The organism is Vagococcus vulneris (assembly GCF_003950515.1).
Lineage (GTDB): Bacteria > Bacillota > Bacilli > Lactobacillales > Vagococcaceae > Vagococcus > Vagococcus vulneris.
Window position 1 is genome coordinate 1 of record NZ_NGJS01000002.1, and the last position, 24798, is coordinate 24798.

General features: G+C 32.7%; 23 protein-coding genes and 3 pseudogenes. 4 read left to right on the forward strand and 22 right to left on the reverse strand.

Translation table 11 applies throughout. The features are described 5' to 3' along the window. Positions 1-236: 236 nt before the first annotated feature. Together CBF37_RS01525 and CBF37_RS01530 are read right to left on the reverse strand one after the other, a co-directional pair. Positions 237-422: a hypothetical protein gene (locus tag CBF37_RS01525; RefSeq protein ID WP_125982963.1), complete on the reverse strand. Its 186-nt coding sequence runs from the start codon at positions 420-422 to the stop codon at positions 237-239. Positions 423-427: 5 nt separating this feature from the next. Beyond that, complete coding sequence (locus tag CBF37_RS01530) at positions 428-1312, reverse strand: hypothetical protein (protein WP_125982964.1); 885 nt, start codon at positions 1310-1312, stop codon at positions 428-430. Between the two features lie 268 nt (positions 1313-1580). Between CBF37_RS01530 and CBF37_RS01535 the strand changes: the two genes are divergently transcribed. Beyond that, positions 1581-1784 carry a hypothetical protein gene (locus CBF37_RS01535; protein ID WP_125982965.1) on the forward strand — a complete coding sequence of 68 codons (204 nt, stop codon included), beginning with the start codon at positions 1581-1583 and terminating at the stop codon, positions 1782-1784. Between the two features lie 165 nt (positions 1785-1949). Beyond that, on the forward strand, positions 1950-2270 hold the full coding sequence (locus CBF37_RS01540) for a hypothetical protein (RefSeq protein ID WP_125982966.1): 321 nt from the start codon (positions 1950-1952) through the stop codon (positions 2268-2270). Between the two features lie 388 nt (positions 2271-2658). On the opposite strand, the pseudogene tnpA reads toward CBF37_RS01540, so the two are convergent. Beyond that, positions 2659-3132 (reverse strand): annotated as a pseudogene (gene tnpA, locus CBF37_RS01545) (IS200/IS605 family transposase). Between the two features lie 152 nt (positions 3133-3284). On the opposite strand from tnpA, the pseudogene CBF37_RS01550 reads away from it, so the two are divergent. Beyond that, positions 3285-3468 (forward strand): annotated as a pseudogene (locus CBF37_RS01550) (transposase); the annotation flags it as partial. Positions 3469-3804: 336 nt separating this feature from the next. Here the strand turns inward: CBF37_RS01550 and CBF37_RS01555 are convergent. The 19 genes and pseudogenes from CBF37_RS01555 to sufC form a co-directional block, all read right to left on the reverse strand. Continuing rightward, positions 3805-5118, reverse strand: a complete 1314-nt coding sequence (locus tag CBF37_RS01555; RefSeq protein WP_125982967.1) for an McrC family protein — start codon at positions 5116-5118, stop codon at positions 3805-3807. A 14-nt stretch (positions 5119-5132) separates the two neighbouring features. Then, positions 5133-7106 (reverse strand): AAA family ATPase, encoded by a 1974-nt coding sequence (locus CBF37_RS01560; RefSeq protein WP_125982968.1) that lies wholly within the window; start codon positions 7104-7106, stop codon positions 5133-5135. Further along, positions 7081-7338 (reverse strand): hypothetical protein, encoded by a 258-nt coding sequence (locus CBF37_RS01565; protein ID WP_125982969.1) that lies wholly within the window; start codon positions 7336-7338, stop codon positions 7081-7083. Before CBF37_RS01565 ends, CBF37_RS01560 begins: the two co-directional genes overlap by 26 nt. A gap of 598 nt (positions 7339-7936) precedes the next feature. After that, positions 7937-8415 (reverse strand): annotated as a pseudogene (locus CBF37_RS01570) (aldehyde dehydrogenase family protein); the annotation flags it as partial. Positions 8416-8439: 24 nt separating this feature from the next. After that, the gene (locus CBF37_RS01575) at positions 8440-9210 is read right to left on the reverse strand and encodes a sugar phosphate isomerase/epimerase family protein (RefSeq protein WP_125982970.1); all 771 of its coding nucleotides are present in this window, start codon (positions 9208-9210) and stop codon (positions 8440-8442) included. Positions 9211-9222: 12 nt separating this feature from the next. After that, positions 9223-10164, reverse strand: a complete 942-nt coding sequence (locus CBF37_RS01580) for an aldo/keto reductase (protein ID WP_165866597.1) — start codon at positions 10162-10164, stop codon at positions 9223-9225. Between the two features lie 15 nt (positions 10165-10179). Further along, the gene (locus CBF37_RS01585) at positions 10180-10899 is read right to left on the reverse strand and encodes a 6-phosphogluconolactonase (protein ID WP_125982971.1); all 720 of its coding nucleotides are present in this window, start codon (positions 10897-10899) and stop codon (positions 10180-10182) included. Positions 10900-10920: 21 nt separating this feature from the next. Further along, the gene (locus CBF37_RS01590; RefSeq protein ID WP_125982972.1) at positions 10921-12219 is read right to left on the reverse strand and encodes a PTS sugar transporter subunit IIC; all 1299 of its coding nucleotides are present in this window, start codon (positions 12217-12219) and stop codon (positions 10921-10923) included. A 5-nt stretch (positions 12220-12224) separates the two neighbouring features. Further along, a complete protein-coding gene (locus CBF37_RS01595; RefSeq protein WP_125982973.1) occupies positions 12225-12572 on the reverse strand; it encodes a PTS sugar transporter subunit IIB in 348 nt (115 codons plus the stop codon). Position 12573: 1 nt separating this feature from the next. Continuing rightward, a complete protein-coding gene (locus tag CBF37_RS01600; protein WP_125982974.1) occupies positions 12574-12897 on the reverse strand; it encodes a PTS lactose/cellobiose transporter subunit IIA in 324 nt (107 codons plus the stop codon). Between the two features lie 8 nt (positions 12898-12905). Next, on the reverse strand, positions 12906-14900 hold the full coding sequence (locus tag CBF37_RS01605; RefSeq protein ID WP_125982975.1) for a BglG family transcription antiterminator: 1995 nt from the start codon (positions 14898-14900) through the stop codon (positions 12906-12908). Between the two features lie 280 nt (positions 14901-15180). After that, positions 15181-15420: a type II toxin-antitoxin system HicB family antitoxin gene (locus CBF37_RS01610; protein ID WP_125982976.1), complete on the reverse strand. Its 240-nt coding sequence runs from the start codon at positions 15418-15420 to the stop codon at positions 15181-15183. Between the two features lie 343 nt (positions 15421-15763). Next, on the reverse strand, positions 15764-16147 hold the full coding sequence (locus CBF37_RS11825; RefSeq protein WP_125982978.1) for a DNA/RNA helicase domain-containing protein: 384 nt from the start codon (positions 16145-16147) through the stop codon (positions 15764-15766). Next, positions 16132-17244: a DNA/RNA helicase domain-containing protein gene (locus CBF37_RS11830; protein ID WP_125982979.1), complete on the reverse strand. Its 1113-nt coding sequence runs from the start codon at positions 17242-17244 to the stop codon at positions 16132-16134. Before CBF37_RS11830 ends, CBF37_RS11825 begins: the two co-directional genes overlap by 16 nt. Before the next feature lie 376 nt (positions 17245-17620). After that, positions 17621-19015: a Fe-S cluster assembly protein SufB gene (gene sufB / locus CBF37_RS01630; RefSeq protein ID WP_125982980.1), complete on the reverse strand. Its 1395-nt coding sequence runs from the start codon at positions 19013-19015 to the stop codon at positions 17621-17623. Between the two features lie 13 nt (positions 19016-19028). Then, positions 19029-19505, reverse strand: coding sequence for a Fe-S cluster assembly sulfur transfer protein SufU (gene sufU / locus CBF37_RS01635; RefSeq protein WP_125982981.1), 477 nt, complete (start codon positions 19503-19505; stop codon positions 19029-19031). After that, positions 19492-20724 carry a cysteine desulfurase gene (locus CBF37_RS01640; protein ID WP_125982982.1) on the reverse strand — a complete coding sequence of 411 codons (1233 nt, stop codon included), beginning with the start codon at positions 20722-20724 and terminating at the stop codon, positions 19492-19494. Before CBF37_RS01640 ends, sufU begins: the two co-directional genes overlap by 14 nt. After that, positions 20725-22014: a Fe-S cluster assembly protein SufD gene (sufD, locus tag CBF37_RS01645; protein WP_125982983.1), complete on the reverse strand. Its 1290-nt coding sequence runs from the start codon at positions 22012-22014 to the stop codon at positions 20725-20727. Between the two features lie 20 nt (positions 22015-22034). Then, on the reverse strand, positions 22035-22808 hold the full coding sequence (sufC, locus tag CBF37_RS01650) for a Fe-S cluster assembly ATPase SufC (RefSeq protein WP_125982984.1): 774 nt from the start codon (positions 22806-22808) through the stop codon (positions 22035-22037). Between the two features lie 233 nt (positions 22809-23041). Here sufC and CBF37_RS01655 point away from each other — a divergent pair, with 233 nt between their 5' ends. Then, entirely contained in the window at positions 23042-24796 is a 1755-nt protein-coding gene (locus CBF37_RS01655; protein ID WP_125982985.1) for a sensor histidine kinase, read from the forward strand. Positions 24797-24798: the final 2 nt, after the last annotated feature.

Genomic DNA, 24798 nt, shown 5'->3' on the forward strand with positions numbered 1-24798 from the left:
TTTCCATGTTGTGTGTGATAAACTTTGATTGTCCTTTTTCATAAGGGACCTCCTAAATGATTGATATTTCGTGGTCGGGAAACCAAATATATCTTATCATTTTAGGAGACTTTTTTTATACCACGCTGAAAGCTCTTCTGAACCACCCGCATAGCAGGTGGTTTTCAAAACATATAATAAAAAGTACTAACTAAGCTAGTTAGTACTCGATACTTCTTATCATTTAACTAATTATTTTATTGCTCTACATATTCCATCATCGTGTCTTGATCCTCAACGCCCACATTTCCGCCATAATTTCGTGTTACCAACGACACCGTTCCTTGATTATTATAAAATAAGTACATCTCATCCGCTGTATAATCCTCTGAGAAAGGAAAAGCAGACGTATGATAATTTTCTTGAAGTTCGAGTTGTAACATCGTATTCACCTTAACCTTACGTTTTTTTGTTTAACTCTGGGACCGCTAAAAACAAGAATCTCTTTTGTCGGTATTTCGACAACCGTCACATGATATAAAGCTCCTGGTACAGCATCACCATTGTGGCTAACATCTACGCTTAAACCAAGTGAACCGTCAGTTGTGTTTCCAAGTGTTATCTGAACAGGCGTATTAACACCATTACTATAAAATGTTATGCCACTTTTTATTTGTGAATTAATACTATTTTTTGTAGCCTGATTCAACAATTTAGAGATATCCACTCCGTGATTTTCCTGCATGTCTTTCGCTTTAGTATTATTTTTTTCTGCTTTTAAAAGGCCTTGATACCCGTTAGCAGCACCAATACTGCTTACTACATTTTTTATACCAAAATCAAATGTCTTTTTATTGGCTAAATATGTTGCATATAAGTCAATCTTTGACACTTTTTCGTTATTAAGACTTTCTTTTTTTATGATTAGGTCTTTAGGCAGCGATGTCGAATTTCTTGATACAGACTGTTGTAAAATTATAGATTCCTTGTCTAATTTAATTTTGTAATAAGTTGCAGCCATCGATGTCCTCGCTGGAATATCACGAATAATTAATGAATCTCCATCAAAATAGTATTCTAAATCCAATGTATCTTCGTCTAAGTCTAACTTCGTACCGCTTTTTATTCCTTGTGCGGCTGAATGTATTAAAACAACACGTACTGCTTCAGGAAGAGCATCAAAATTGGTCGACTCTTTTTCTTTTTCCACATATGAAGAAGACTGAATTGCAGATGTTTGATTTTCTTTATCATTCGACTGATTATTTTGAGGATTCTTTGTACTGCATCCAGATAAAATAAATACTAATAATATAAGAATAATTTTTTTCATACCCTACCAACTCTCCTTTTTACATTAATTATATACCTAGCTTAACATGTCAATATTTCTATGTTAAACACTTACCTTTCACCCTCAACGACATATAAAAAGAAGGTCTTTTCCGTTTATTCAAACTTCCTTTCATCTTTTTAAACAGATTAAGTTAAAATTATTCAGTTAAAGTTGACTTACTCGTGCAATTACGAAATAATGAAATGAGAAGTATTAAAAAGCTGGACACAATTTTCTAAATAAATTTAAAACGGAGGAATGCAAAATGGCTTCTACACAAGTAAAAATGATGGAAACTTATGGTAATTTATCTGAATTAGAAAAGGAAATAAACAACTTTTTAAGTGAACAAAATGTCAGCGCTCAAAATATTTCAGTCAGTGTAACAAATATTGACGATGAAGGACAAACTAAAATTTTAAGAACTGCCTGTATCTCCTATCTACCCGATACAATGAGCATTGTCTAAACTGGGCATCGCCTGTTATTTGATAACTAATTTTACTAGCAACAAAAAATAATAATCTCGGTTAAACCACTGCTTGCTTTATAAGGGTTCAGCCGAGATTTTTTCATAACCTTGATTTTTTAGTTAGACATTAAAAATAAGAAATAAGAAAAAGGAGAAATTAAAATGAGAGGGCTTTTCGGTATTTTAGCAGTTATTTTTTTATTAGGAAGTATCCCTAAATTTAAACCTGATACACCAGGTTATGATATCACAATTTTTTTTAGAAAAAATAAGAAAGAATATAATAATTTTGCTAATAAACTTCGAGGGACTTTTTCTTTAATTTCAGGAATATTATTTTTGATCTTATTTTTATCTTCATTTATTTTTAAGTATTCTAATAATGAAACAGTAGTTACCAGAACATTCTTTTTTGTATTATTTGTAGTAATCTTTTTAAATGTAATAGTCGAAATTGAATGGTATAAAAAACATAAAAAATAACTTTAACCACCTAAGAGCGTATTAGTAATAATCTTAACTTAATTTTAATGACTCTTTCTTGATAGCGTAAGAAATTTTATGTAAATAGAGATTTGGGTAAAAAAAATCCATTTCTGTAAAATTAAAGTCACCATACAGAAATTTTATAAGAGGACTTTCTCATGACCAGTTTTACTATAGAAATTATGGAAACACTGATCAATAAAGGTGAGTTATTTCATCGTCAGTTAGAATTAGCAGCCTCTCTTGATTATGAATCAAAATCTCCAGTGTAAACTGAAGGTTTGTTCTTCGGCTGAAAGCCTCTATTGCCGGCCTGAGCCTAAAAGGCTCACTGAAAAAGTCTCCCTTATGCACCACATTCACTCGCTGATCCTAAAAGAATCTATTATTTCTTTTTATTTTTCTCTCCTATAAACGGATCTTGTTCTTCAAATAATGTCAGTTGATCTACTACATAATCTTCTTGAACTTGATTTTTCTTATGTATACTTCAATTTGTTTCCTATTTCATTCAACTGTATCAACGTAATAGCTTCGACACCAAAATTTTCTATTCCCATATCTATATTTTAAATTGGCATGTCTGTCAAAAATCATGAGACTACTTTTTTCTTTTAAGTAGCCTATAAATCCTGAAACACTTAATTTCGGCAGGATGTTATAAAATATGAACATGTTCTTTACAAGCATTGGCTTCAATTATTTCTACTCCTTTTCTTTCACATAATAACCTTAAAATTTCTCCAATACTTTGCTTGTATTTTCCATAAATAATTTGTCGTCTATGTTTAGGTGCGCAAACTAGATGATACTTAAATTTTCACGTTGTGTGTGAAAAACTTTGATTGTTCTTTTTCATAAGGAGCATCCTAAATGATTGGTATTTTGTAGTCGGGAAACCAAATATATTGTATCTTTTTAGGGACCTTTTTTACACAACGCTGAAAGCTCTTCTGAACCACCCGCATAGCAGGTGGTTTTCAAAACATATAAAAAAATATGACCGTGAATAATTCTCAAAATAAGAATTATTCACGGTCATTCAAAACGAAGTATGGAAAATTAAACTGGGATATTCCTAAAAATAGAAATGGTCAAGTTTTCTCAACAGACTTGACCTGTCTACAAAAGAAGCAACGATACTCTTGAAACAACTATTATTCAGCTATCTCAAAAAATAATCACTGTATCTGAAGATGTTTATCATCTTTCAGGAATACTGTTTTATCAACGTTCCTAGCTTTTATTATTAGACTATCCACCGATCCTTCCATTAGATTTTTTAGTAATCAATGGATAGTAATAGGCTTTAAATCAATACTTATTCATTTTATTTTTATTAATCAGAATGAATAGTATTCAACTAAATTAAACTTAATGGCATTTATTTAGTTTGGCATTAACTTTTTGAGGAGCTATTTCAGAAATAAATAAATTTATTAATAATTTATCATTATTTTTTATATTTCTAACTTAATTCACAAAAAAACTAGTCTATAAACGACTGACTAGCTTTTATCTATCTCTATATTCAAAATAATTTCTGTGCAATAACTTTTCTTTTTAACTCAGCTAAACTCATCTCCATATTAGCTACATCTACAAAGTGTATATTAACTTTTGTTCCATCTCCAGAATCAAATTCAATTTTTTTAATATCTTTTACATCATCACTCTTCGGATATAAAAGCCATATTTCACGGGCTTTATATTTTTTTGAGTAAGAGTACATTTGGTACATGTCACTTTGAGATATTCCATAATTATTGTTCTCATTATTAATAAGTCTTTTCCATTTGGTATCCATAACGATGCAATGTTCTCCTGATGTACAAATAATATCTGGTTTCAAAGTAAATTTCTTACTCGGTTCTACAAAAAGATGCCTACTCTTTCCTTGAAGAAGTATTTCCCATCCATCCGGACTAAATTCTTTTATCATATGCTTTGCAACATAACTTTCATATATTCTTTCCATAGGAAAAAGTAACGCTCTCGAAGAACTTTTTCCTGAAAATGTGGTAAAAGATTTATCTAATAAAAACACTTTTGACCATTGCAATATGATTTCGTAATCACGCATATTTCTATCATTTTTTATTTTAGATATATCTGAAATATAATTCATAGAGGGTTTCACTATCTCAAAATGTGTTAACAAATGATTTATAGCTCTTGTATTTTGGGCACTTCTTGTGATTTTCTGTAATTTTATTAAAGTGGATTTAATCAACCTATTCTCAACTCTATTTGGGTTATAATCCTCATATGAAATAAAGAATCTTTCTTTATGACATAAGTTTTTCTTCAAATGTTGATTTGTTAAAAGTTTACCTTTAAAGAATCTTAAATTATCTTCTTGTCCCACATACTCAGATTTTATACCTCTTTTTACTAGCAATTGAACTTCTTGAATATACATATTAATAAAAATTTCATACAGATTCATTTTATCTATATTTAAATCTGCAGTGTTAAAAACTTTGATTGGAAAATCTTTCATGCTTTTTAACATTTTCAGAAATATTTCTTTGGTTTCTTTATTCGAAACATCTTCTTCACCATCAAAACTGATCTTTGGTAATACCTGAATCTGAAACCCGCTACTTAACTGAATAACACCTACATAGTTTTTTATCACTACAATATTTCCAACATTTCTCTTAAAAGAAATGCACATAAAATTAAGTGCATCAGAATTTTCATCATCTCCAGCAAACTCATGTATAAATTCAATAAGCTCATCAAAAATCTTTTCATTCAGATACTTATGCTTTACATCACTCTTATATTCACGATTGCAAGTAATAACGTCAAATTCTCTAACTTCTAAAAGTCTATTCATAGTCAATTACTCACTTAAATTATTTCTTTGTAGCTTTCAATATTAGAGAAAGCCTCATCGTTGATTTGATATTTTTTTTCAGGAAGATCTATCATATCAATTGCATCACCTTTAAAAACTTCTTTAATTTTCAAAGCCTCTTCAATAACAAACTTATATTTAGTCTCAGTTTTCCCATTATCACCAAGTACTAACTGAATTTTTTCGTAGTCTTCATAAAAATATTCCTGTAATAATGGTATTACTGATTCTCTAAAGATTGATTCTAATGTTTCTAAATTAGGATTAGTCTTTAATTTAGTAAAAAAAGCATGGCCAATAGTATGCTCACGATCATATAAATACGCTATTCTTTCATTAATCTTTTCAAGCATTAATGCAACATCTAGTGTGTCTACTTTATCTGCTCCAATTTGACGAAGTACTTCAGCATCAGGCATCATTTCAACGAATCTAAATCTTCTACGAAGGGCTGTGTCCATTAAAGAAATTGATCTATCAGCAGTATTCATTGTTCCTAGAATATAGACATTTGATGGTATACTAAAATGCGTACCTGAATAAGGTAATATAGCTGATGTTTCTTCAACCATATTCATTCTTCTTGTATCCTCAATTAAGGTTATTAACTCACCAAATATTTTAGATATATTTCCTCTATTAATTTCATCTATTACAAATACATATGGGGCCTTGTTTTCCTCAACAGAAATATTAGATTTATCCTCAATCAACGATAATATATTATCAACCGATATTCGTTTTAATGGATAAACTGTATTTCTATCTAGTTTTACTCCATCATTTAAATCAGTAACATTTATATTTCCATCTTTCAATAACCACTTGACTTTTCTATATCTGGGCCAATTTTCGTTACTAGAATCATACTCATAATCACCACTAATAATTCCTATTCCGTCTATAATAGTATTACTCTTTTGAGTAACTACAATATCTCCAATTCCCATCTCATCTTGAAAATTTAAAAGAATTCTTCTTGAATTTTCAGTTAATCTCTCAGTTTCAAAATCAATAACTTCAGGATAATCTTTCCATCCAATGCGTACAGTTCCCTGTTCAAAACACTCTTTCTTTAAATCTGAAATTCCTGTGCCATCAAGTAAAACACACCATACTTTATTTTTAGCAGTATCAGTAATATCATTGCCATCATCTTTAATTTTTTTATTTGAAGCTTCATTACAAAATGTTTTAAATAAACCCGGTTCAATTTTATATCCGATATCATTATTATTCGTATCAACTACTGGTTTTATTCCTTCAATAAATTCTTCATATCCATAAGACTGATGAAAAGTTGTGAAAGCAATTCTACCATTTTCCATAAGTTCTTTATATCTACTCATAATCTTTTCATAATTATCTTCTTTGACTTCCTCAAGTGTTTTTCCATCACATATTGAAACAGCATATATTGCAGTATTGTATGTTTTCCCTGTCCCTGGAGGACCATATAAAATAGTATTTAAACCAATATTATTTTCAGTCATATTTTCTTCCTCTTTTGAATTTATTTTTATTCCTTTTAAATTTAAAATATGCTCATAAAACGGGATCAGTAATTTCGCTGATTCAATAGAATCTTCAAGAATATTACTCATTCTTGAATTTACATACGGCCCTTTTATATTTTTAACTGTTTTTAATTTCTTAATTGAATTATTTGCTATTTCTTTCTTTACATTGTCTTTGTCATCAGAAAAACTACGTGATTCATTATTAGTTTTCATATATGCTTGGTAGAATATTCCTGAACTTTCACTAAGGGGTATTTCTACGATTTTGTTATGAATTTCATAATCTTCATCTTCCGCCTCAGTATCTTTTAATTCAACCCTGAACGATAGAGTCACAGGCCCCGCTTGATCGTGTTCTGGATGTACATTTATGGACAGTGATAAACTATGTGGTAGATTCAAAGCATCTTTTCTTTTAAACTCAATCCAAAAAATATGAATATCCATTTTGTCCTTGATTTATCCAGTTTGTACATCTTCCAGCTTCAAAGTCTGGTAAAGAATTTTCAATTAAATTTCCTAGTTTAATAAATTCTTGTCTTGCTTCTTTTCCTAAATCTCTAAATTTCTCCATTTTAGCTTTTTCAGGTCCTGCTTTTTCAGGATCTATATATTTTTCTCCAGAATAAGCTTCTAAATACTTTACAATAGTTTCTATATTTATCTCGTTACTTCTCAAGTCCACATCCTCCTAAATTATATTATTAACATTCCCTGATATCTGTGTTTATTCTACTTTTTTCTCATTCTATAAAATAACCAATACTAATTAATTATATGATTACAAATGATAATTTTCAATTTAATCTACAATCTGGAATTTTTTAATTGACTTAACTCTTATACGAAATGAGTTTATGAAATCAATTATTCATAATGAAATTGGATGGAATATCAATACTTGGTATTTCCTTATTTTTTTCTATTACAGCTGATTATCTTCTAGTCTTGAATATCTGATACTTGATTGAATCTTAAACATGTATCATCATCTAAAATTTAGTATTAATCATATTACCTATATCCTTTTAAAGTTTGTTTCAATACAAAACCTCCAAATAATAGGCAATTATTTGGAGGTTTTGTAATTATAAATTTCTATTTATATTAGTATTGCCATGCTTTTGTTAATATTTCCTACTTCTCTCTAGTTGCGTCAAGAACATTTAGAGAATTTGATACTTCTGGAATTCCTACATTCCACCAACCACCATAACCATCAGTCATTGTTTTTGGAAGTACTTTGATATCAAATAAAGTGCTAACTTCTTGTTTTATGGAACCATCATTGGAAAATTAAAAGGTGTGATTCCACCAACAACTCCAATTGGGTACTTATAAACTGATGCTTCAACATCTGTCGCAATAGAACCTAGATTATCTCCCACATCATTAACATAGGAGCACTTGCTGCAAATTCAACATTTTCGATTCCACGTTGAACTTTCCCGTAACTTTCTGAAAGAGCTTTTCCATTTTCAATTGTTATTAATCTAGCTAGCTCATCTTTAGATTCAATCAATAATTGATGAAACTTATAAAGAATACGAGCTCTTCTTGGAACAGCTACATTTTTCCATTCCTCAAATGTTTCTTGCGCTACTTCTGCTGCTTTATTAACGTCATCAAAGGTTGATAGCGGCACCTGACATATTGGTTCTTTAGTGGCTGGATTAACAACTGTTTCAAATTCTAGTGTTGTACTTTCAACCCATTCACCATTTATATAATTTTTTAATTTTCTAATAGCTGACATAATCTTCCTCCGTTTTTACTTTATCTAAACATCCAAGCTAACTAAATAATCAAATCCTTGTTTCATACTATCAAACATGCCAATTTTTGAATGGTCCTGTTCAACACAGAAATACTCAACATTATTTTCGATTCCTAACTTCACAATTGATTTAATATCAATCACACCGGTATCAAGTTCTGTCATATTATAAGCTTCATCTTTGTCTTTCGTTTCAGCAATACAGTTTTTTAAATGAACAATCGGGCTGATTTTTCTGAATTTTTTGAATTCTTTATAAACATCTAGCCCTGACATATGAATCCAATATGTATCTGGTTCTGCATAAAGTGTTAAACCATCTTCTGGTTGTGTGAAGTAATCTAAAATCTGATAACCATTTACTTCCTCAGTGTAATCATACTCAGGACAATGAATACCTAATCTAAAGCCTAAACGATTAAGTTTCTCCACCGCTTTTAACATACTTTCCTTAGTCTGTTGGTATCCCTTTGTTGTCTGATATTCTTCATCAATGTATTTGTTATAAATAGTTTTACAATTAAACAAGTAACACTCTTCGATAATACTATCTAAATCGTCCATAAAGCGGTCATGTTTAATGTGCATTCCTGCAATTTCAAAACCATACCTATCCACTAATTCTTTAATATAAAAAGGATTGTGACCTCTCATACCATCTAATTGAATGGCTTGAAAGCCAATTTCTTTTAATGTTTTTAATGTATGATCAGGATCTTGTTCAAATTCTTTTCTTAGTGAATACATTTGAGCTGCTATTTTTTTTGAATCCAATTTAATCATCCTTTACTTTAAGTTTAACCAATCCATTTCTTTTGCTGTTAAGACAATTTTGCTAGCTGCAACAGATGACTCTAACTGCTCTATTGTCTCTGAACCAATCACAGCACAAATTGGAAATGGTTGACTTAAAACGTAAGCTAGGGAGATTTGAATAGGTTGGCATTTTTTTTCTTCAGCTAGCTGATTCACTCGTTTTAATTTCTCCCAATTTGATTCGTTATAGTAAACATCTACAATTTCTTCATTTGATAAATCATCTTGGCTAAATCGATTTGCAAAGAATCCTTCTGCTTGAGATGACCAAGCAATTAAAGGTAATTGCATCTTTTCATGCCATTCTTTCATCTCATTATTAGCTGTCACACAATTTTCCCATCTCGGTTTATTGATTGTTGCTAAGCTTAAATTCGGACTGTTAAAAGAAAGTGGTGTTATGCCATTTTCTAGGCAGTAATTTTGTGCTTCAATAATTCTTGGTAACTCCCAATTAGAAACACCAACTGCTTTTACACGACCAGAAATAACTTCTTTATGCATAGCTTCCATAATTGGTCCAACAGGAATTAATTCATTGTCACGATGTAATCCTAAAAACTCTACATGGTCTGTTTTTAAAAATTCTAAACTTGTTTGTAAATCTTCATAAATTGCTTCTGGGGTTACTCTAGGAACATCAGACGCTTCTCTTACTGGATGTCCGCATTTTGTTTGAATATTAACTGAATTACGGTTTCCTTTTTTCTCCATCCAAGCACCTAATGCTTTTTCTGAATGGCGATAATGTCTTGCTGTATCAAAAGTGTTTCCACCTAGTTCAATATAACGGTCTAATACTTTTTCTGCTGCATCCATATTTTCGATGCGTAAAAAATCACCAGATCCCATTAAAATATTCGAAACTAAGATTTCTTCATTACTAGCTGTCTTAAAAGAGATTTTTTTCATTTGTCTTCACCTTTTCTATTTTGCATAAGCTTTATCATCTACATAAAGAGATAACTTTTCACTTTGTTTTTTTAACATAGAGACTGGGAACATCGGGTCTTCCACTAAATTAACTGTCTTCTTAAAGACTTCTTGTTTGTGTTCTCCTGTCATCATGACAACTATTTGGTTAGCCTTTAAAATTTGATTTAAACTTAACGTGATGCCTTGTTCTAATGGATAATCTTCAGTAAAGTATTTTTTCATTACTTTTTTCGTTACATCATCTAAATCCACAATAATGGTGTCTTCTTCTTGTTTGATACCAGGTTCGTTAAAACCAATATGTCCATTCATTCCAACACCTAACAAGATATAATCAATTCCTTCATTATGCTTAATAAAGTCATTTCCTTTTTGAGCCTCTTCTTTTAAATCATTTTCTCCATTAAAGAAGAAGATGTTTTCTTCTGGAGTGTTTGATGGTGTGTATAAATGATCATATAGTGTTTGCGCACAACTTCCTTTAACACTTCGACCAAGAGAACCCCATTCGTCCAGACTGATAAACTTCATTGCTGAGGTATCTAATTCTCCTGTTTGGCTCGCTTGTACAATAGCTTCCATAATCGGAATAGTTGTGTCACCACCAGCAATACAAACAAGTGGCGTTGGATTTGTTTCAAGTACTTTTTTTAAATCCTCAACTACTTGATTGCCAATCAAATTTACTTCTTTAAATTGTTCAATTTTCATCTTTTCATTTCCCCTTATTTCTTAGAAATCTAAATCTAATTCTGCAAATGCTTGATCTCTTTCAGAGACTTCCGCTTCTTCTTTTAGAACACTCTTTTCGTACATTTTAAAGAATGGATAATACATCGCAATAGCTGCAAATAACACACAAGCTGCTAAAATAACTGCTCGCCAATCCATGGTTGATAAATAATTAGCTAAGAAAATCGGTGTTCCTCCCACATTAACAATCGGTGGTCTGACTAATCCCACGTGGAAAACAAACCATTGAATGGTTGCTAAGATTGGTGTCCCAAAAACAAAAGGTATAAAGAGATAAGGATTGAAACAAATAGGTAAACCAAATACAACTGGTTCAGAGATAGTGAAAATCATTGGAACAAATGATGCTTTTCCAACGGCTTTAATTTCTTTAGATTTACTCATAATAGCAAGGATGACTAAAGCTCCTGTAATTCCTGAGCCTGTAAATCCCATAAAGTAATCCCAAAAGTTTGGGGCAAAAACATGAGGAATTGCTTCTCCATTTGCAAAAGCTGCTGCATTAGCGCCTAGATACTGAGTAGTAAATGGTAAAACCACACCAATTAAAATGGCATAGCCATTAAGACCGATGAACCAAAATAGCATTTCTAAAAAGCTGATAATAAAAATAGCATAAGGTGTATCAACACTATTAATAGCAGGTGCTAACATTTGTGTTAAGGCTTCAGGAATGATCAGTCCACCTGTCATATTTTGAACAAAAATACTTAATAAAACTGAACCACAAAGAATAGTAACCATTGGAATAACCGACTCAAAAGTTGCTGCTACCATTTCAGGTAAGCCTTTAATTCGAATCGTAATATTTTTTCTAATAAATAAACCAAGTGTTTCAACGGCTAAAAGAGAACCCATAATAGCAATAAATAAACCTCTTGAATCTAAAAATTCTGTTACTAAATTTCCTTCAACAAATTTAGTATTTAAAATTAAAGTCACCATAATTGCGGCAACAATACTATGTAGAACTGGCACTTTAATTTGTTTGGCATGATTATATGAAATCGTAATAGCACAATACACGGCAAGTAAACCAAACGTATAATTAAAAGGTAAGTTCAACATGTCTGCATTAGCCACAAAGAATTCTTTTATAACCGTTCCTTCTGGAAACATGTTTCCTAATGAAGAAATAATTAATGTGAATGAACCAATAATTAAAACTGAAATTAAGGCAACCATTCCATTTTTAATAGATGAAACAAATTTATTTTTCTCCACTTTGGCAGCGATTGGTTCAAAATGCGTCTGCATAAAATTCATCAATTTTTCCATAGTTTTTAGTTACCTTTCTCGTGATTTACTTTTAATAAAATAGCAGATTTTAAAATATTTGCTCCATTTACTGTTCCGTAATCTTTTGAATCAATAACTTCAATTGGTTTATTGTGTTCATCAGCTAATTTTTTTAATTCTGCGAATTGATGTTTTATTTGAGGTCCAACAAGAATAACATCATAATTTTCAATATGTTCTCTTAACTCTCCTGCTGGATAAGCGATAATATCCATTGGTACATCTTGTAGTTTTTTACTAGAAGCCGCAACTTCTTTCATTTTTGCTACCATAATGCCTGTTGAGTACCCTAAATTACAAACCAATAAAATATTCAAACGATCTAAGTTCATCTTATTCTTCCCCTTCTAGTTTCAATAATCTTTCATTCATACGACACATTTTTTTAATCAATGTAGCGGCTAATATTGTATTCATCAATGTATCTTGAGCATGAATTAATAGCACATTGATTTCATTTTTATTACCTTGCGCTTCATTTGTTAATAATTTTGTTTGAAAATTGTGCGCTTTATTCATTAATTTTTCTGCTTCATTCATCAATTCTTGTTGCTTTTTAATGTCACCTTTTTCAGAATAATCAAGCGCTTCCATCATAACTGAAAAAGATTCTCCTCCTAAAGAGATTAAATTAAATGAAATTTCTTCTATTGACATAACTTTTCTTATCCTTCCAATAATCCACTTAAAAATTTGTGTAAATCTTCTGTGGAGTTCGTTAATTTAACTTGTTCAATCAAGTTATTATTAGTTGCTAATTTGGCAATTTTTTCAATTAAAAATCGATTCTTTTCTTCAATTAGTGCCACTGTAAAAATTAGATTCACTCCAACTTCTTGTCTAGCATTAAAGAAAATACCCTTTTTAAAATACGTGATAGATAATCCATCTTTTAAGACACCATCTTGAGGTCCTGCATGCGCTAACATAATACCTGGTGAAATAATCATATATGGACCGATTCTACGAATATTTTCGATAATTCGATCTTCATATCTCTTTTCAATATATCCTTTTTGATAAAGTAAAGTCGTACTCTCTTTAATTGCCTTTTCCCAATGAATTTCATGAGAAAAAACTTTAACCAAATCCGGTTCAATCATCAGAGGCTGTTCTTTTACTTCATTGATTTCAACTCTTTTTAGTTCATTGATGAGCTCTAATTCTAAGCCACTCAAATCTTGAATAATGGTATTCTTTTTAATAATTTTAATGACATTACTGAAATGATTAATTCCACCGTATGATTTTTCGACAAATGATAATTTTAACCTTTGACTAATTTTTAATAAATCCTGCTTGGTTAAGTAAGAATTTACTTTTAAAAATTTTTCCTTAGGGACATTATCAACTTGTGTTGCACTAATGAATAAAGCATAACCATTTAAATCTAGGTCATCTAAGTCTCTGACAGATACTTTGTCAACTGATTCAAAATAAAAGGTCTCTTTAATTTGTTTACTAATTAAATTAGTAATTGATTTTCTTGTTTCATAAACGATTAATACTTTGGTGCTATTTTCTTTATCCATCTTCGCATTAATTTCCCCTACAAAATAAACAACTAAAAAGGATAAGTCATGAGCTGTTATCTTAACATTTAATAACGCTTCCAATTTCGTTTGACAAGAAGCGATCACTTCATAAATCCATTCGTATTTTTCAAGTATTTGATCATGAATAGGATTAATAACGTTTATATTATTTAATCGCCTAATAATCATTAACTCCAAATGTTTGTATAGTGGATTTAAAAAATCTTCTGATTGAGATATTCTCATTCCGAACACGCCTTCTAGCGAATCAATCATTAAAAAGACAGCTCGTTCGATATTTTTCTTATTAATCTCAAATTCACTGTTATTGAAATTTGTCATTAAGCGATTCATCAACCGATCTTTGACATAATCTAAATCATAATTCTTTTTAAGCTCACTATTAGTTAGCAATTTATAACTTAAGATAAGATAATAACTATAAAGATCAACATCAATTTGACAGTTGATTCGACTTTCAAAAGTGTGCAATGTTTCTTTAATCAACTGCAGCTCATCAATATTAAAAATAGTATTTAGCAAAAGTTCACTGATTTTAGTTTTGGTTTCTCCTGTTTCTATAAATAAATCCATTTCTTTATAAGATACTTTCTTCATCAGAAATTCGGAAGCTACACGACTTTTATCTTGAATAGAGCCTGTTAAAGCAAATCCTTCTCGTTTTTTGTGTACTAATTCCAAATCTTCTAAAAATAAAATACCGTCTAATTCAGAAATTTTATTAATGACACTAGTTCTTGATATAAACAAAATATCCTCAAAATAACTTGATGGTAATGATTCATTTGAAATTAGCAAACTAAGTAAAATAAATGAAAAAATCTCATCATGTGTATATTGAAACTTACTTGAATCAACTTTTGTCTGTATTGATAGAATCAACTCTTCCAATTTCTCACTTTTTGGTAAAAGAACCCCTCTTCTCTTAACCCTAGTCAATATTGGCAGTTGATTTTCTACTAAAAATAAATCTATTTTTTCTAAACTGTACCTTACACTCCTTTCATTAATATGCTGGTTTAGAGATATTTCTTTAATTGATAAATAATCTCTGGAGTTAAGAAGATACTTTAGTAATTTTACTTCTTGGCTAGTTAGTTTCACGTTGTTTTCCCCCTCAACTCTTAAATAGAGTTTAACTTTGTGATGAAGCGTTTTCTATATTTAGTATAACTTTTTTTGTAATAGCATATTACAAAAGTATCTTACATTCTAATATTTATCTTTTTAATAATCGATTACAGCTTTGCTTTTTGAAATAATCTATTATCTTTAGACCTTTTCAAACAAAAAAACCATCTTTAAAAAATGGTTTTTATCACATAGTTAAAATGACGATATTTGAAAAATATTGATAAGTTTAATTTATAAGGTTAAAAAATACTTATAATTCTACCTGAATTAAAGATAAAATATACTGATGATATTTTCCTTCCAAAGTATCCATTTCACTTGATTTAGGTAATTTTTTTTCACTACTCAAAGAAAATTTCAAGCATTCAATAGCATTGAGTTTCGCAGATTCTAAACTCTCTCCCTCAGTTGTTGGGTCTGGGATATCTGGAAACGAAACAATATATTGATCCTCTTTCTTTTTAAATAGAGCAACATACTCGACAACCATTCATTTACCAATCCCTTTCTATTGAAATGAAAAAGATAATTGGAAAAACTACCTCTCTCTAATTATATTAACTAATTATACGAATATACGTTCTGTTTGTAAAGGTCATACACTACCATATAACTTTATTGCCCGCTCAACAATTTTATAAATATTATCAGATTCCACTTTATTATCAGCCTATTATTTCTTTAAAAAAATGATATAATTCGTCAAGCTCAAGTAATTTAGGTATATAAACCACCATACCTTCCCTACTTCTCGTTAAAAGTATTCTGTAAATATTTTCCATAATCAATCCAAAATTTTCAAAGTTCTTATCATTTTTAATAAAAACACTATCTTAAATTTGCCAAAAACCGTCCTTTAAAAAATAATCTCCTCCAAAACAAACAATTGGCCACTCTAATTCTAGGCCCTGACATAAAAATTCTGATGCTGCTGATTCTAATTTAATAGCATCTTTCATATACCACTTATAAGCCTCGTTTGCTTTTATAAAACTACCTTTAACTTGGTTATTCGAAATTTTAAGGAGCTGATTAGTAGTAATCTTAGAAGAAACAAAGAATCCAGTGTGTTCAGATGGTCTCTTTTCTTTCAATCCTTTGACAAATGGAGGTAACTTTTTAAATTCTCTTACAACATAAATAAAGTAACCTTGCTGATTTATTTCCTTATATAGTTTTCTAGCTAACTCTAAATTAGCTGTTAGAATAGATTCAATAAAGGACTTACGTTAATAAAATTATGTCTTATCGAGGTTGATAAATATAATTTGCTTTGTATATAATGTTTGAAATTTATTTCATTTATCGGAGACGAACTCACTACATTCCAATCATTGTGTTTATTTATGGCATCAAACCATAACGACCTCCCTTTTTCTTCACCTGTATGAATAGCCTGACCGTCTCCAACTAAACATAAAATTGTAACTTTTTTATGTTGCTTAGCTATTCCATCGCCAATTGTTAAAAGTATTTCTGGTTCACTCTTGCTGCGAGTTTTCTCCACATCCCAAGCTCTTTGTGCCTCGTCAAAAACTATAAACTGATTATTTGAAACTTTATCTAGTTTTTGATATTCTCGTTTAAAAGCATGCATGTCTCGAATGAGAGCACGACCTTGATTATTATTTTCTGATAGAAGCCCTTGTAATACATTAACTAAAGGACCATTTCCAGATAAAAAAATTGGATTTATATCTTTACAAATATTATCATAAACACTTTTTAACCCAACTAGGGTTTTTCCAGATCCAGGTACTCCATTTACAAAAACAAGTGTTTTTTCTAACGTTTTCGAATTTATTACTTGTTCAATGGCAGATAATGTTTCACTTATATCACCGTCTTTAATTCTTTTTATTTGAGGTAACTCTCCTGTTTCAAACAATAATTTACTTGCAGAAATAATACTTGGTAATGGAGTATATTGAGACTGCAACCACTTATCGACAAGAAGTTGCTTCATTTCTTTTTCTTCTTTTATTTCATCTTCAATAAAAGTATCAAAAGTTTCTTTAGTTAAGATAGATATTAGTTCATTTCCAGTTTGTAGAGCGTCTAATGTAAATACTAAGTATGAGGATACTGTTAAATCAAGATCAGATGTTGCAGCATGATAATTTGAAATATCTTGCTTATATTGAATTGCTTGCTTTTGATCTTCTAAATAAATTTTACCTTTACGTTTAAATTCTAAAATAATAACTTTCCTTGATGTAAGTATTATCACATCTGGTCTCCTACCACCTTCAAGTGGTAGAAGATATTCAAAAATAAGCATTAAATTTAAATTTATTTCCTTAGAATTTATCATTGAATATCGTTATCAATATAAGCCTACCCAAATTACCAATGAATTAAATTTATTTGATAACTTGGAAAAAATAAGAGGTTACATCATAGAGAATAGTAACGATTTTGATAGAAAGAAAACTCCTCAAAAAATACCTAAAAATCACAAAAAAAATAAACCAGACGAAAATAAAAGTTTGAGGATAGCAAAAAGAAAAGTAAAATATGTTAATTCTTATCAATTTACTAATCAAATAAAAGAGGCTATCGATCTATTCAATAATATCGTTATTAATTTTTCTTAATGCACAGACCTTTTCACAGACCCACACACATTTAGACAAAATAAAAAAGCTAGGAATGTTGTTTTATCAACGTTCCTAGCATATATTATCAGACTATCCCACTGACCCTTCCATCTCGTAACTAATCAATCGATTCAACTCGACCGCATATTCCATCGGAAGTTCTTTAGTAAATGGTTCCACAAATCCCATAACAATCATCTCTGTTGCTTGTTCTTCTGATAAGCCACGGCTCATTAGATAGTACAATTGTTCTTCAGAAATTTTTGATACCTTCGCTTCATGTTCCAATGCAACATGGCTGTTATGAATTTCATTAAATGGTATCGTATCACTTTTTGATAAAGCGTCCATAATAATTGTGTCGCACTCAATATGTGAAATTGAGCCTGCACTATTTTTCGAAAACGTCACTTGTCCGCGATAATTCACTTCACCGCCGTCTTTAGCGATTGATTTAGAAACAATCGAACTAGATGTGTTTGGTGCATTGTGAATCATTTTAGCACCAGTATCTTGGACTTGATTAGCTCCGGCAAACGCAACAGATAACATCGTCCCACGTGCACCTTCCCCTTCTAAGAAAACACTTGGGTATTTCATCGTTGCTTTAGCACCTAGGTTACCGTCAATCCATTCAACTGTTGCACCGGCATCAGCACGTGCCCGTTTAGTTACCAAATTATACACATTATCTGACCAGTTTTGGATAGTTGTATAACGACAATAAGCATCTTTTAAGGTGAAAATTTCGACGATTGCCGCATGTAGACTGTTGCTTGAATAAGTCGGTGCAGTACATCCTTCTACGTAATGCACGCTCGCACCTTCATCAACAATAATCAATGTCCGTTCAAATTGTCCAGTGTTTTCAGCATTAATTCGGAAGTAAGTTTGTAATGGCACATCGACTTTGACACCCTTTGGTACATAGATGAAAGTTCCGCCTGACCACACCGCTGAGTTTAACGCAGCTAATTTATTATCGGTCGGTGGCACGAGTTTAGAGAAATATTCTTTAAATAAGTCCGGGTACTCCTTAAGAGCAGTGTCAGTATCAGTAAAAACAATCCCTAATTTTTGAAATTCTTCCTTCATATTGTGATAAACCACTTCTGATTCATACTGTGCACTTGCTCCGGCCAAGTATTTTCGTTCCGCTTCTGGGATACCAATTCGTTCAAATGTTTCTTTAATTTTATCTGGGACATCTTCCCAGTCGCGTGCAGGTTTATCACTAGCTTTTTGATAATATTTGATTTTACTGAAGTCTAAATCAGATAAATCAGGTCCCCAAGTTTGCATCGACATTTTGTTAAATGTTTCTAGTGATTTTAAACGGAAGTCTAACATCCATTCTGGTTCTTGTTTGCGAGCCGAGATTTCGCGCACGATTTCTTCAGTTAACCCTTCTCCGGTACTGAAGACAGGTTTGACATCATCGTGAAATCCAAATTTATATTCTTCTAGTTGTGGTACATCACTCATTTGTTACACTCCTCTACTCTTCAGTATGTTCTTGTTCAGCAGTTATTGTCTCAGTTTCTTGAATAATACCTCGTTCAAGTGCTTTCCAAGATAAAGTGGCACATTTAATACGTGCTGGAAACTTAGCGACACCTGATAACATTTGGGCATCACCTAATTGTTTCTTGTGTGCTTTATCTAATTCTTCTCCCTGAACTAGTTCTAAGAAACTGCCAATAATTTCCATGGCTTCTTTTTCAGTCTTGCCTTTAACCGCCTCAGTCATCATACTGGCACTAGCCATACTGATTGAACAGCCATGTCCATCAAATTTAACGTCAGTAATGACGCCGCCGTCAACAGTCATTTGTAGCTGAATCACGTCGCCGCATGTTGGATTATTCAACTCAACAGTACTGGTTGCGTGTTCGATAACGCCTTTATTATGCGGATTAGTGGTATGATCAAGGATGACTTGTCGGTATAAATTATCTAATCTAGATAAGGCCATTTGAAAAGAACTCCTTTGTTGCCAAAATCGCTTCAACTAAGCGATCAGCATCTTCTTTAGTATTGTAAAAATAAAAACTAGCACGTGCTGTTGATTGCACGTCTAAGTAACTTAATAATGGTTGTGCACAATGATGGCCGGCTCTGACTGCGACACCTTCCATATCTAAGGCTGTCGAAACATCATGTGGATGCAGACCATCGATATTAAATGCAATCACACCAGTATGTTTTGCTGCGTCTTTCGGCCCGTAAATAGTCAGACCATCGATTGCTTGCATTTTTGGTAAAACATACTTAACTAACTCTTGCTCATAATGATGGATATTATCCATGCCAAGTTCATTTAAGTAATCAATTGCTGCACCTAAACCAATTGCTCCGGCTATATTAGGCGTGCCGGCTTCAAATTTATAAGGCAGCTCTGCCCAGGTACTGTGATCATGATAGACAAAATCAATCATCTCACCGCCGAATTCTACAGGCTCCATTTTTTCCAACCAAGCACGTTTGCCATACAAAACACCGATACCTGTTGGCGCACACAATTTATGCCCGCTGAAAGCATAAAGGTCACAGTCCAACGTTTGGACATCAACTAGCATATGTGGTGTACTCTGTGCACCGTCAACGACCATCACCGCTCCGGCATCATGGGCTAAATCAGCTAATTCTTTGATTGGATTGATTACACCTAAAACATTTGAGGCATGAGTAATTGAGACAATTTTAACACCCGGTTGTATTTTGGTTGTCGCGTCATCCATATCTAATTCACCATCCGCTGTTAAATTGATGTAAATCAATTCAGCTTCTTTACGTTTAGCCAATTCTTGCCACGGAACAACATTTGAATGATGTTCCATTTGTGATATGACAATTTTATCGCCTTTTTCAATCACTACATCGCCAAGGCTCTGTGCCGCCCAATTCAGACTAGTTGTCGTACCTCTTGTAAAAATAACTTCTGCCGTTTCTTTGGCGTTTATAAAACGACGAACTTTTTCACGAGATGCTTCATATTCGCTTGTTGCCCGTTCGGCTAAAGTATGCACACCGCGATGAACATTGGCATTATCCAACTCGTAGTATTTTAATAGAGCATTTAAAACTTGACGCGGCTTTTGTGTTGTGGCCGCATTATCTAAATAGACGAGACGTTCATCATTCACTTCCTGAAATAAAATCGGAAAATCTTTCCGAATGTCATGTCGAATCATTTAGTCAACCAGCTTTCTATCAATCACGTTAACAAGCTCGTCACGGACACGTTTAACTGGAATTGCTGTAATAACTGAACCGAGAAAGCCACGTGTTACTAAGCGTTCTGCCTCTTTTTGCGGTAATCCACGACTCATTAAATAATACAAATCATCTGGATCTAAGCGACCCGCACTAGCTGCGTGTCCGGCAGTTACTTCAAATTCATCAATTAGCAGAATTGGATTGGCATCACCGCGAGCTTTATCAGAAAGCATTAAGACACGGCTTTCTTGTTGCGCGTCAGCGCCTTTTGCCCCTTTGATAATGTGACCGATTCCGTTAAATGTCAGTGCTCCGCGTTCGCGAACAACACCATGCTGCAAGATGTGACCGATTGAGTGTGATGCTTTGTTGGTTACGCGCGTATCAATTCCTTGACGTTGACGTCCAGAACTGATAGCAACAACCTTCACTTCTGAATGGGAGCCTTTACCGATTAAATCAGAATCAAAATCAGCGATAACATCTCCGTCATTTAAAATACCTAATGCCCAATCAATACTAGCATCGCGCAAAATATAGCCGCGACGGTTCATATAAGTGCTGACTGTTTCACCAAGACGGTCAATCGCAGCAAACTTAACTTTAGCGCCTGGTTTAGCAATAACTTCAACCACGATATTGGCTGATAATTTTTCTTTTGTATTGCCGAATGACTGAATACGTTCTAAGTAGCTAATTTCGCTGTTTTCTTCCGCAACAATCAAGACATGTTTAGCATAAATACTGCTGTCTAAATTATTGTGATGGAAAATAGCTTCAAAAACATCTTTTACTACGACATTTTTCGGCACATATAAGAATACACCGCCATTCATAAAGGCAGCATGGAAAGCAGTTAATCGGTCTTCACCGATTTCAACAGCTTTGGTCATGTAATATTCTTTTATTAATTCGGGATACTCTCTGATTGCTGTAAAAATATCCGTAAAGATAACGCCTTTTTCTGATAATTCAGTCGGCATTTGTTCGTAATGTGTAGTTGTGCGGCCTTGAATAATCATCGGGTTATCACCCAACTCATCAAATGCCGGCATAACAGGTTCACCTAATTCTTCTTCATTTAGTTCTCGTACTTTCATTAATGGCCAACGGTGAAATTTCACACGTTCAATCACTGGTAATGGTAATTCTTCAGCTAGAGCTAGCGCTTTTTTACGAATATCTAACATCCAGCTTGGTTCTTCCTGACTGGCTGAGAAAAGAGTGATTTCGTCAAGATAGTTTTTTAATTCTAAACGTTCCATTTTATCTTGTCCTCCTCTTTTTAGTGTTGATCTTCTTTAAGTTCGATACCTAACTCTTCGCTGATACCTTTATATCCTTCAGCTTCCAGACGTTTAGCTAATTCAGGTCCGCCAGTTTTAACAACACGGCCTTCCATCATAATATGAACTACATCTGGTACGATATAGTTTAACAGACGTTGATAGTGCGTAATAATTAAAGCTCCGAAATTATCACCACGCATTTCGTTGACACCTTTTGATACAACTTGTAAAGCATCAATGTCCAAGCCTGAGTCGATTTCATCTAAAATCGCAAAAGTCGGTTCTAACATTAATAATTGTAGAATTTCATTTCGTTTCTTTTCACCACCGGAAAAACCTTCATTTAAATAGCGTTCTGCCATTTCTTCCGGCATATCTAATAAATCCATTTTTTCATCTAATTTATCTAAAAAGTCCATAACTGACATTTTATCATCTTCTGGACGTTTTGAGTTAATCGCAGCACGCATGAATTCAGCATTCGTGATTCCTGGAATTTCACTTGGGTATTGTACGGCTAAAAATAGTCCCGCACGAGCACGCTCATCAACTTCCATATCTAGGACATTTTCCCCGTCTAAAAGAATTTCCCCTTGCGTAACTTCATAATTAGGGTTACCCATTATTGCTGCTGATAACGTTGATTTACCAGTTCCATTTGGTCCCATGATTGCGTGAATTTCACCAGTTTTCATGGTTAAGTTAACGCCTTTTAAAATCTTTTTGTCTTCAATCGACACGTGTAAGTCTTTTATCTCTAAAACGGACATTGATATCCCTCCAACTATTTATAAACTACATTATAATTTTAGCCTAATTGAGAACCTATTTCAAACACTAAGTTTAACCAAATCGGATAAAACATGCAAAAGCTACTAATATAGTAATCTTTCTTATTAATAATTAATTTAAATAAGATGTTTCTCTATACATTCATGCTATTTCGCTATACACTATAAAGGACATAAAATAACAGGTTCATACAAGTAACGGAGGCTAAATGATGTTTGAACTATTTATACTCATGATGGAACGCGTCGGACTGATTATTCTATTAGCTTTTTTACTCGTTAATGTCCCATACTTCAAAAAAGTACTGCTCAGCCGTGAAAAACTATCATCAAAATTACAGTTAATTATCGTTTTTTCACTATTTACCTATATCGCCAATCTGACAGGAATCGAAATCACAAATAATAAAATCATTCCGAGTAATATTCTTACAAATATAGCACCGGATACATCCATTGCGAATACTCGGACACTGGCTATTGGGGTATCGGGTATCGTAAGCGGACCATTCGTAGGCGCTGGAGTCGGACTTTTCGCCGGCACGCACCGCATGCTCCAAGGCAGTACCAACAGCTTTTTCTACATTCCATCTTCTATATTAGTCGGAGTTTTAGCTGGTTGGCTGGGTAAAAAGTTTGCGCGCTCAGGGCAATTTCCTTCACCAACGAAAGGGGCTATAATCGGTGCATTTATGGAATCGATTCAAATGCTTTTCGTTATGTTTTTTACCAGCAGTAATCTTGATCATGGGATCCAATTAGTAAAATTAATCGGACTGCCGATGATTGTTTTAAATAGTATCGGCAATTTTATCTTTCTATCTATTTTAACTATCACTCTAAAACAAGAAGAACAAGCAAAAGCTGTACAGACCCATGATGTTCTTGATTTAGCTGCACAAACACTACCATATTTCCGTGAAGGTCTGCATGAACATTCGAGCCAAGAGGCGGCAAAAATAATTAAACATTATACCAAAGTAAGTGCCATTAGCATTACCGACAGTCATCAAATTCTCGCACATGTCGGTGCCGGAAGCGATCATCACATACCAGAATTAGAGGTTATCACAGAGTTATCAAGAAACGTCTTGCGGACGGGTAAAATGTCGATTGTTCACCATAAACATGATATCGGATGTTCCCATCCTAATTGCCCATTGGAAGCAGCCATTGTCATTCCTTTAATTGTCCAAAAAAGAATTGTTGGAACTTTAAAAATGTATTTTACTGATGCGAGTCAATTAACTCACGTAGAAGAACAGTTGGCTGAGGGCTTGGGAACAATCTTTTCATCTCAAATCGAACTTGGCGAGGCTGAGGTTCAATCGAAACTCCTGAAGGAAGCTGAAATCAAGTCACTACAGGCTCAAGTCAATCCACATTTTTTCTTTAATGCCATCAATACCATATCTGCTTTAATGAGGCGAGACAGTGATAGAGCACGAGAATTGCTGTTGCAGTTAAGTACTTATTTCCGAGGTAATTTGCAAGGTGCGAGACATACACTAATCTCACTTAAACAGGAATTAACCCAAGTTGATGCCTACTTATCCTTGGAACAAGCTCGATTCCCCAATCGCTTTGATATTACTTTTGATATCGAAGATCAATTAGATGATGTATTAGTACCGCCTTACGCCGTCCAAATATTAGTGGAAAATGCGATTAAGCATGCCTTTAATGGACGAAAAAGTAATAACCATGCGACAGTTGCTATTTACTTAAAAAATCAATTGCTACATGTTTCGGTAACTGATAACGGTGTTGGTATTCCTGAAGATCATATCAAGTTGATTGGAAAGCAGCCGGTTAGTTCGGCTAAGGGAACGGGAACAGCTCTAGAAAATTTGGCAAAACGTTTAGAGAATTTATTCGGTACTGATAGTCAATTTATTGTTGAAAATCGCCATGAGGGAGGTACTGTATTCACCTTAATCTTCCCTTGCCATACAGATGAATCATAATA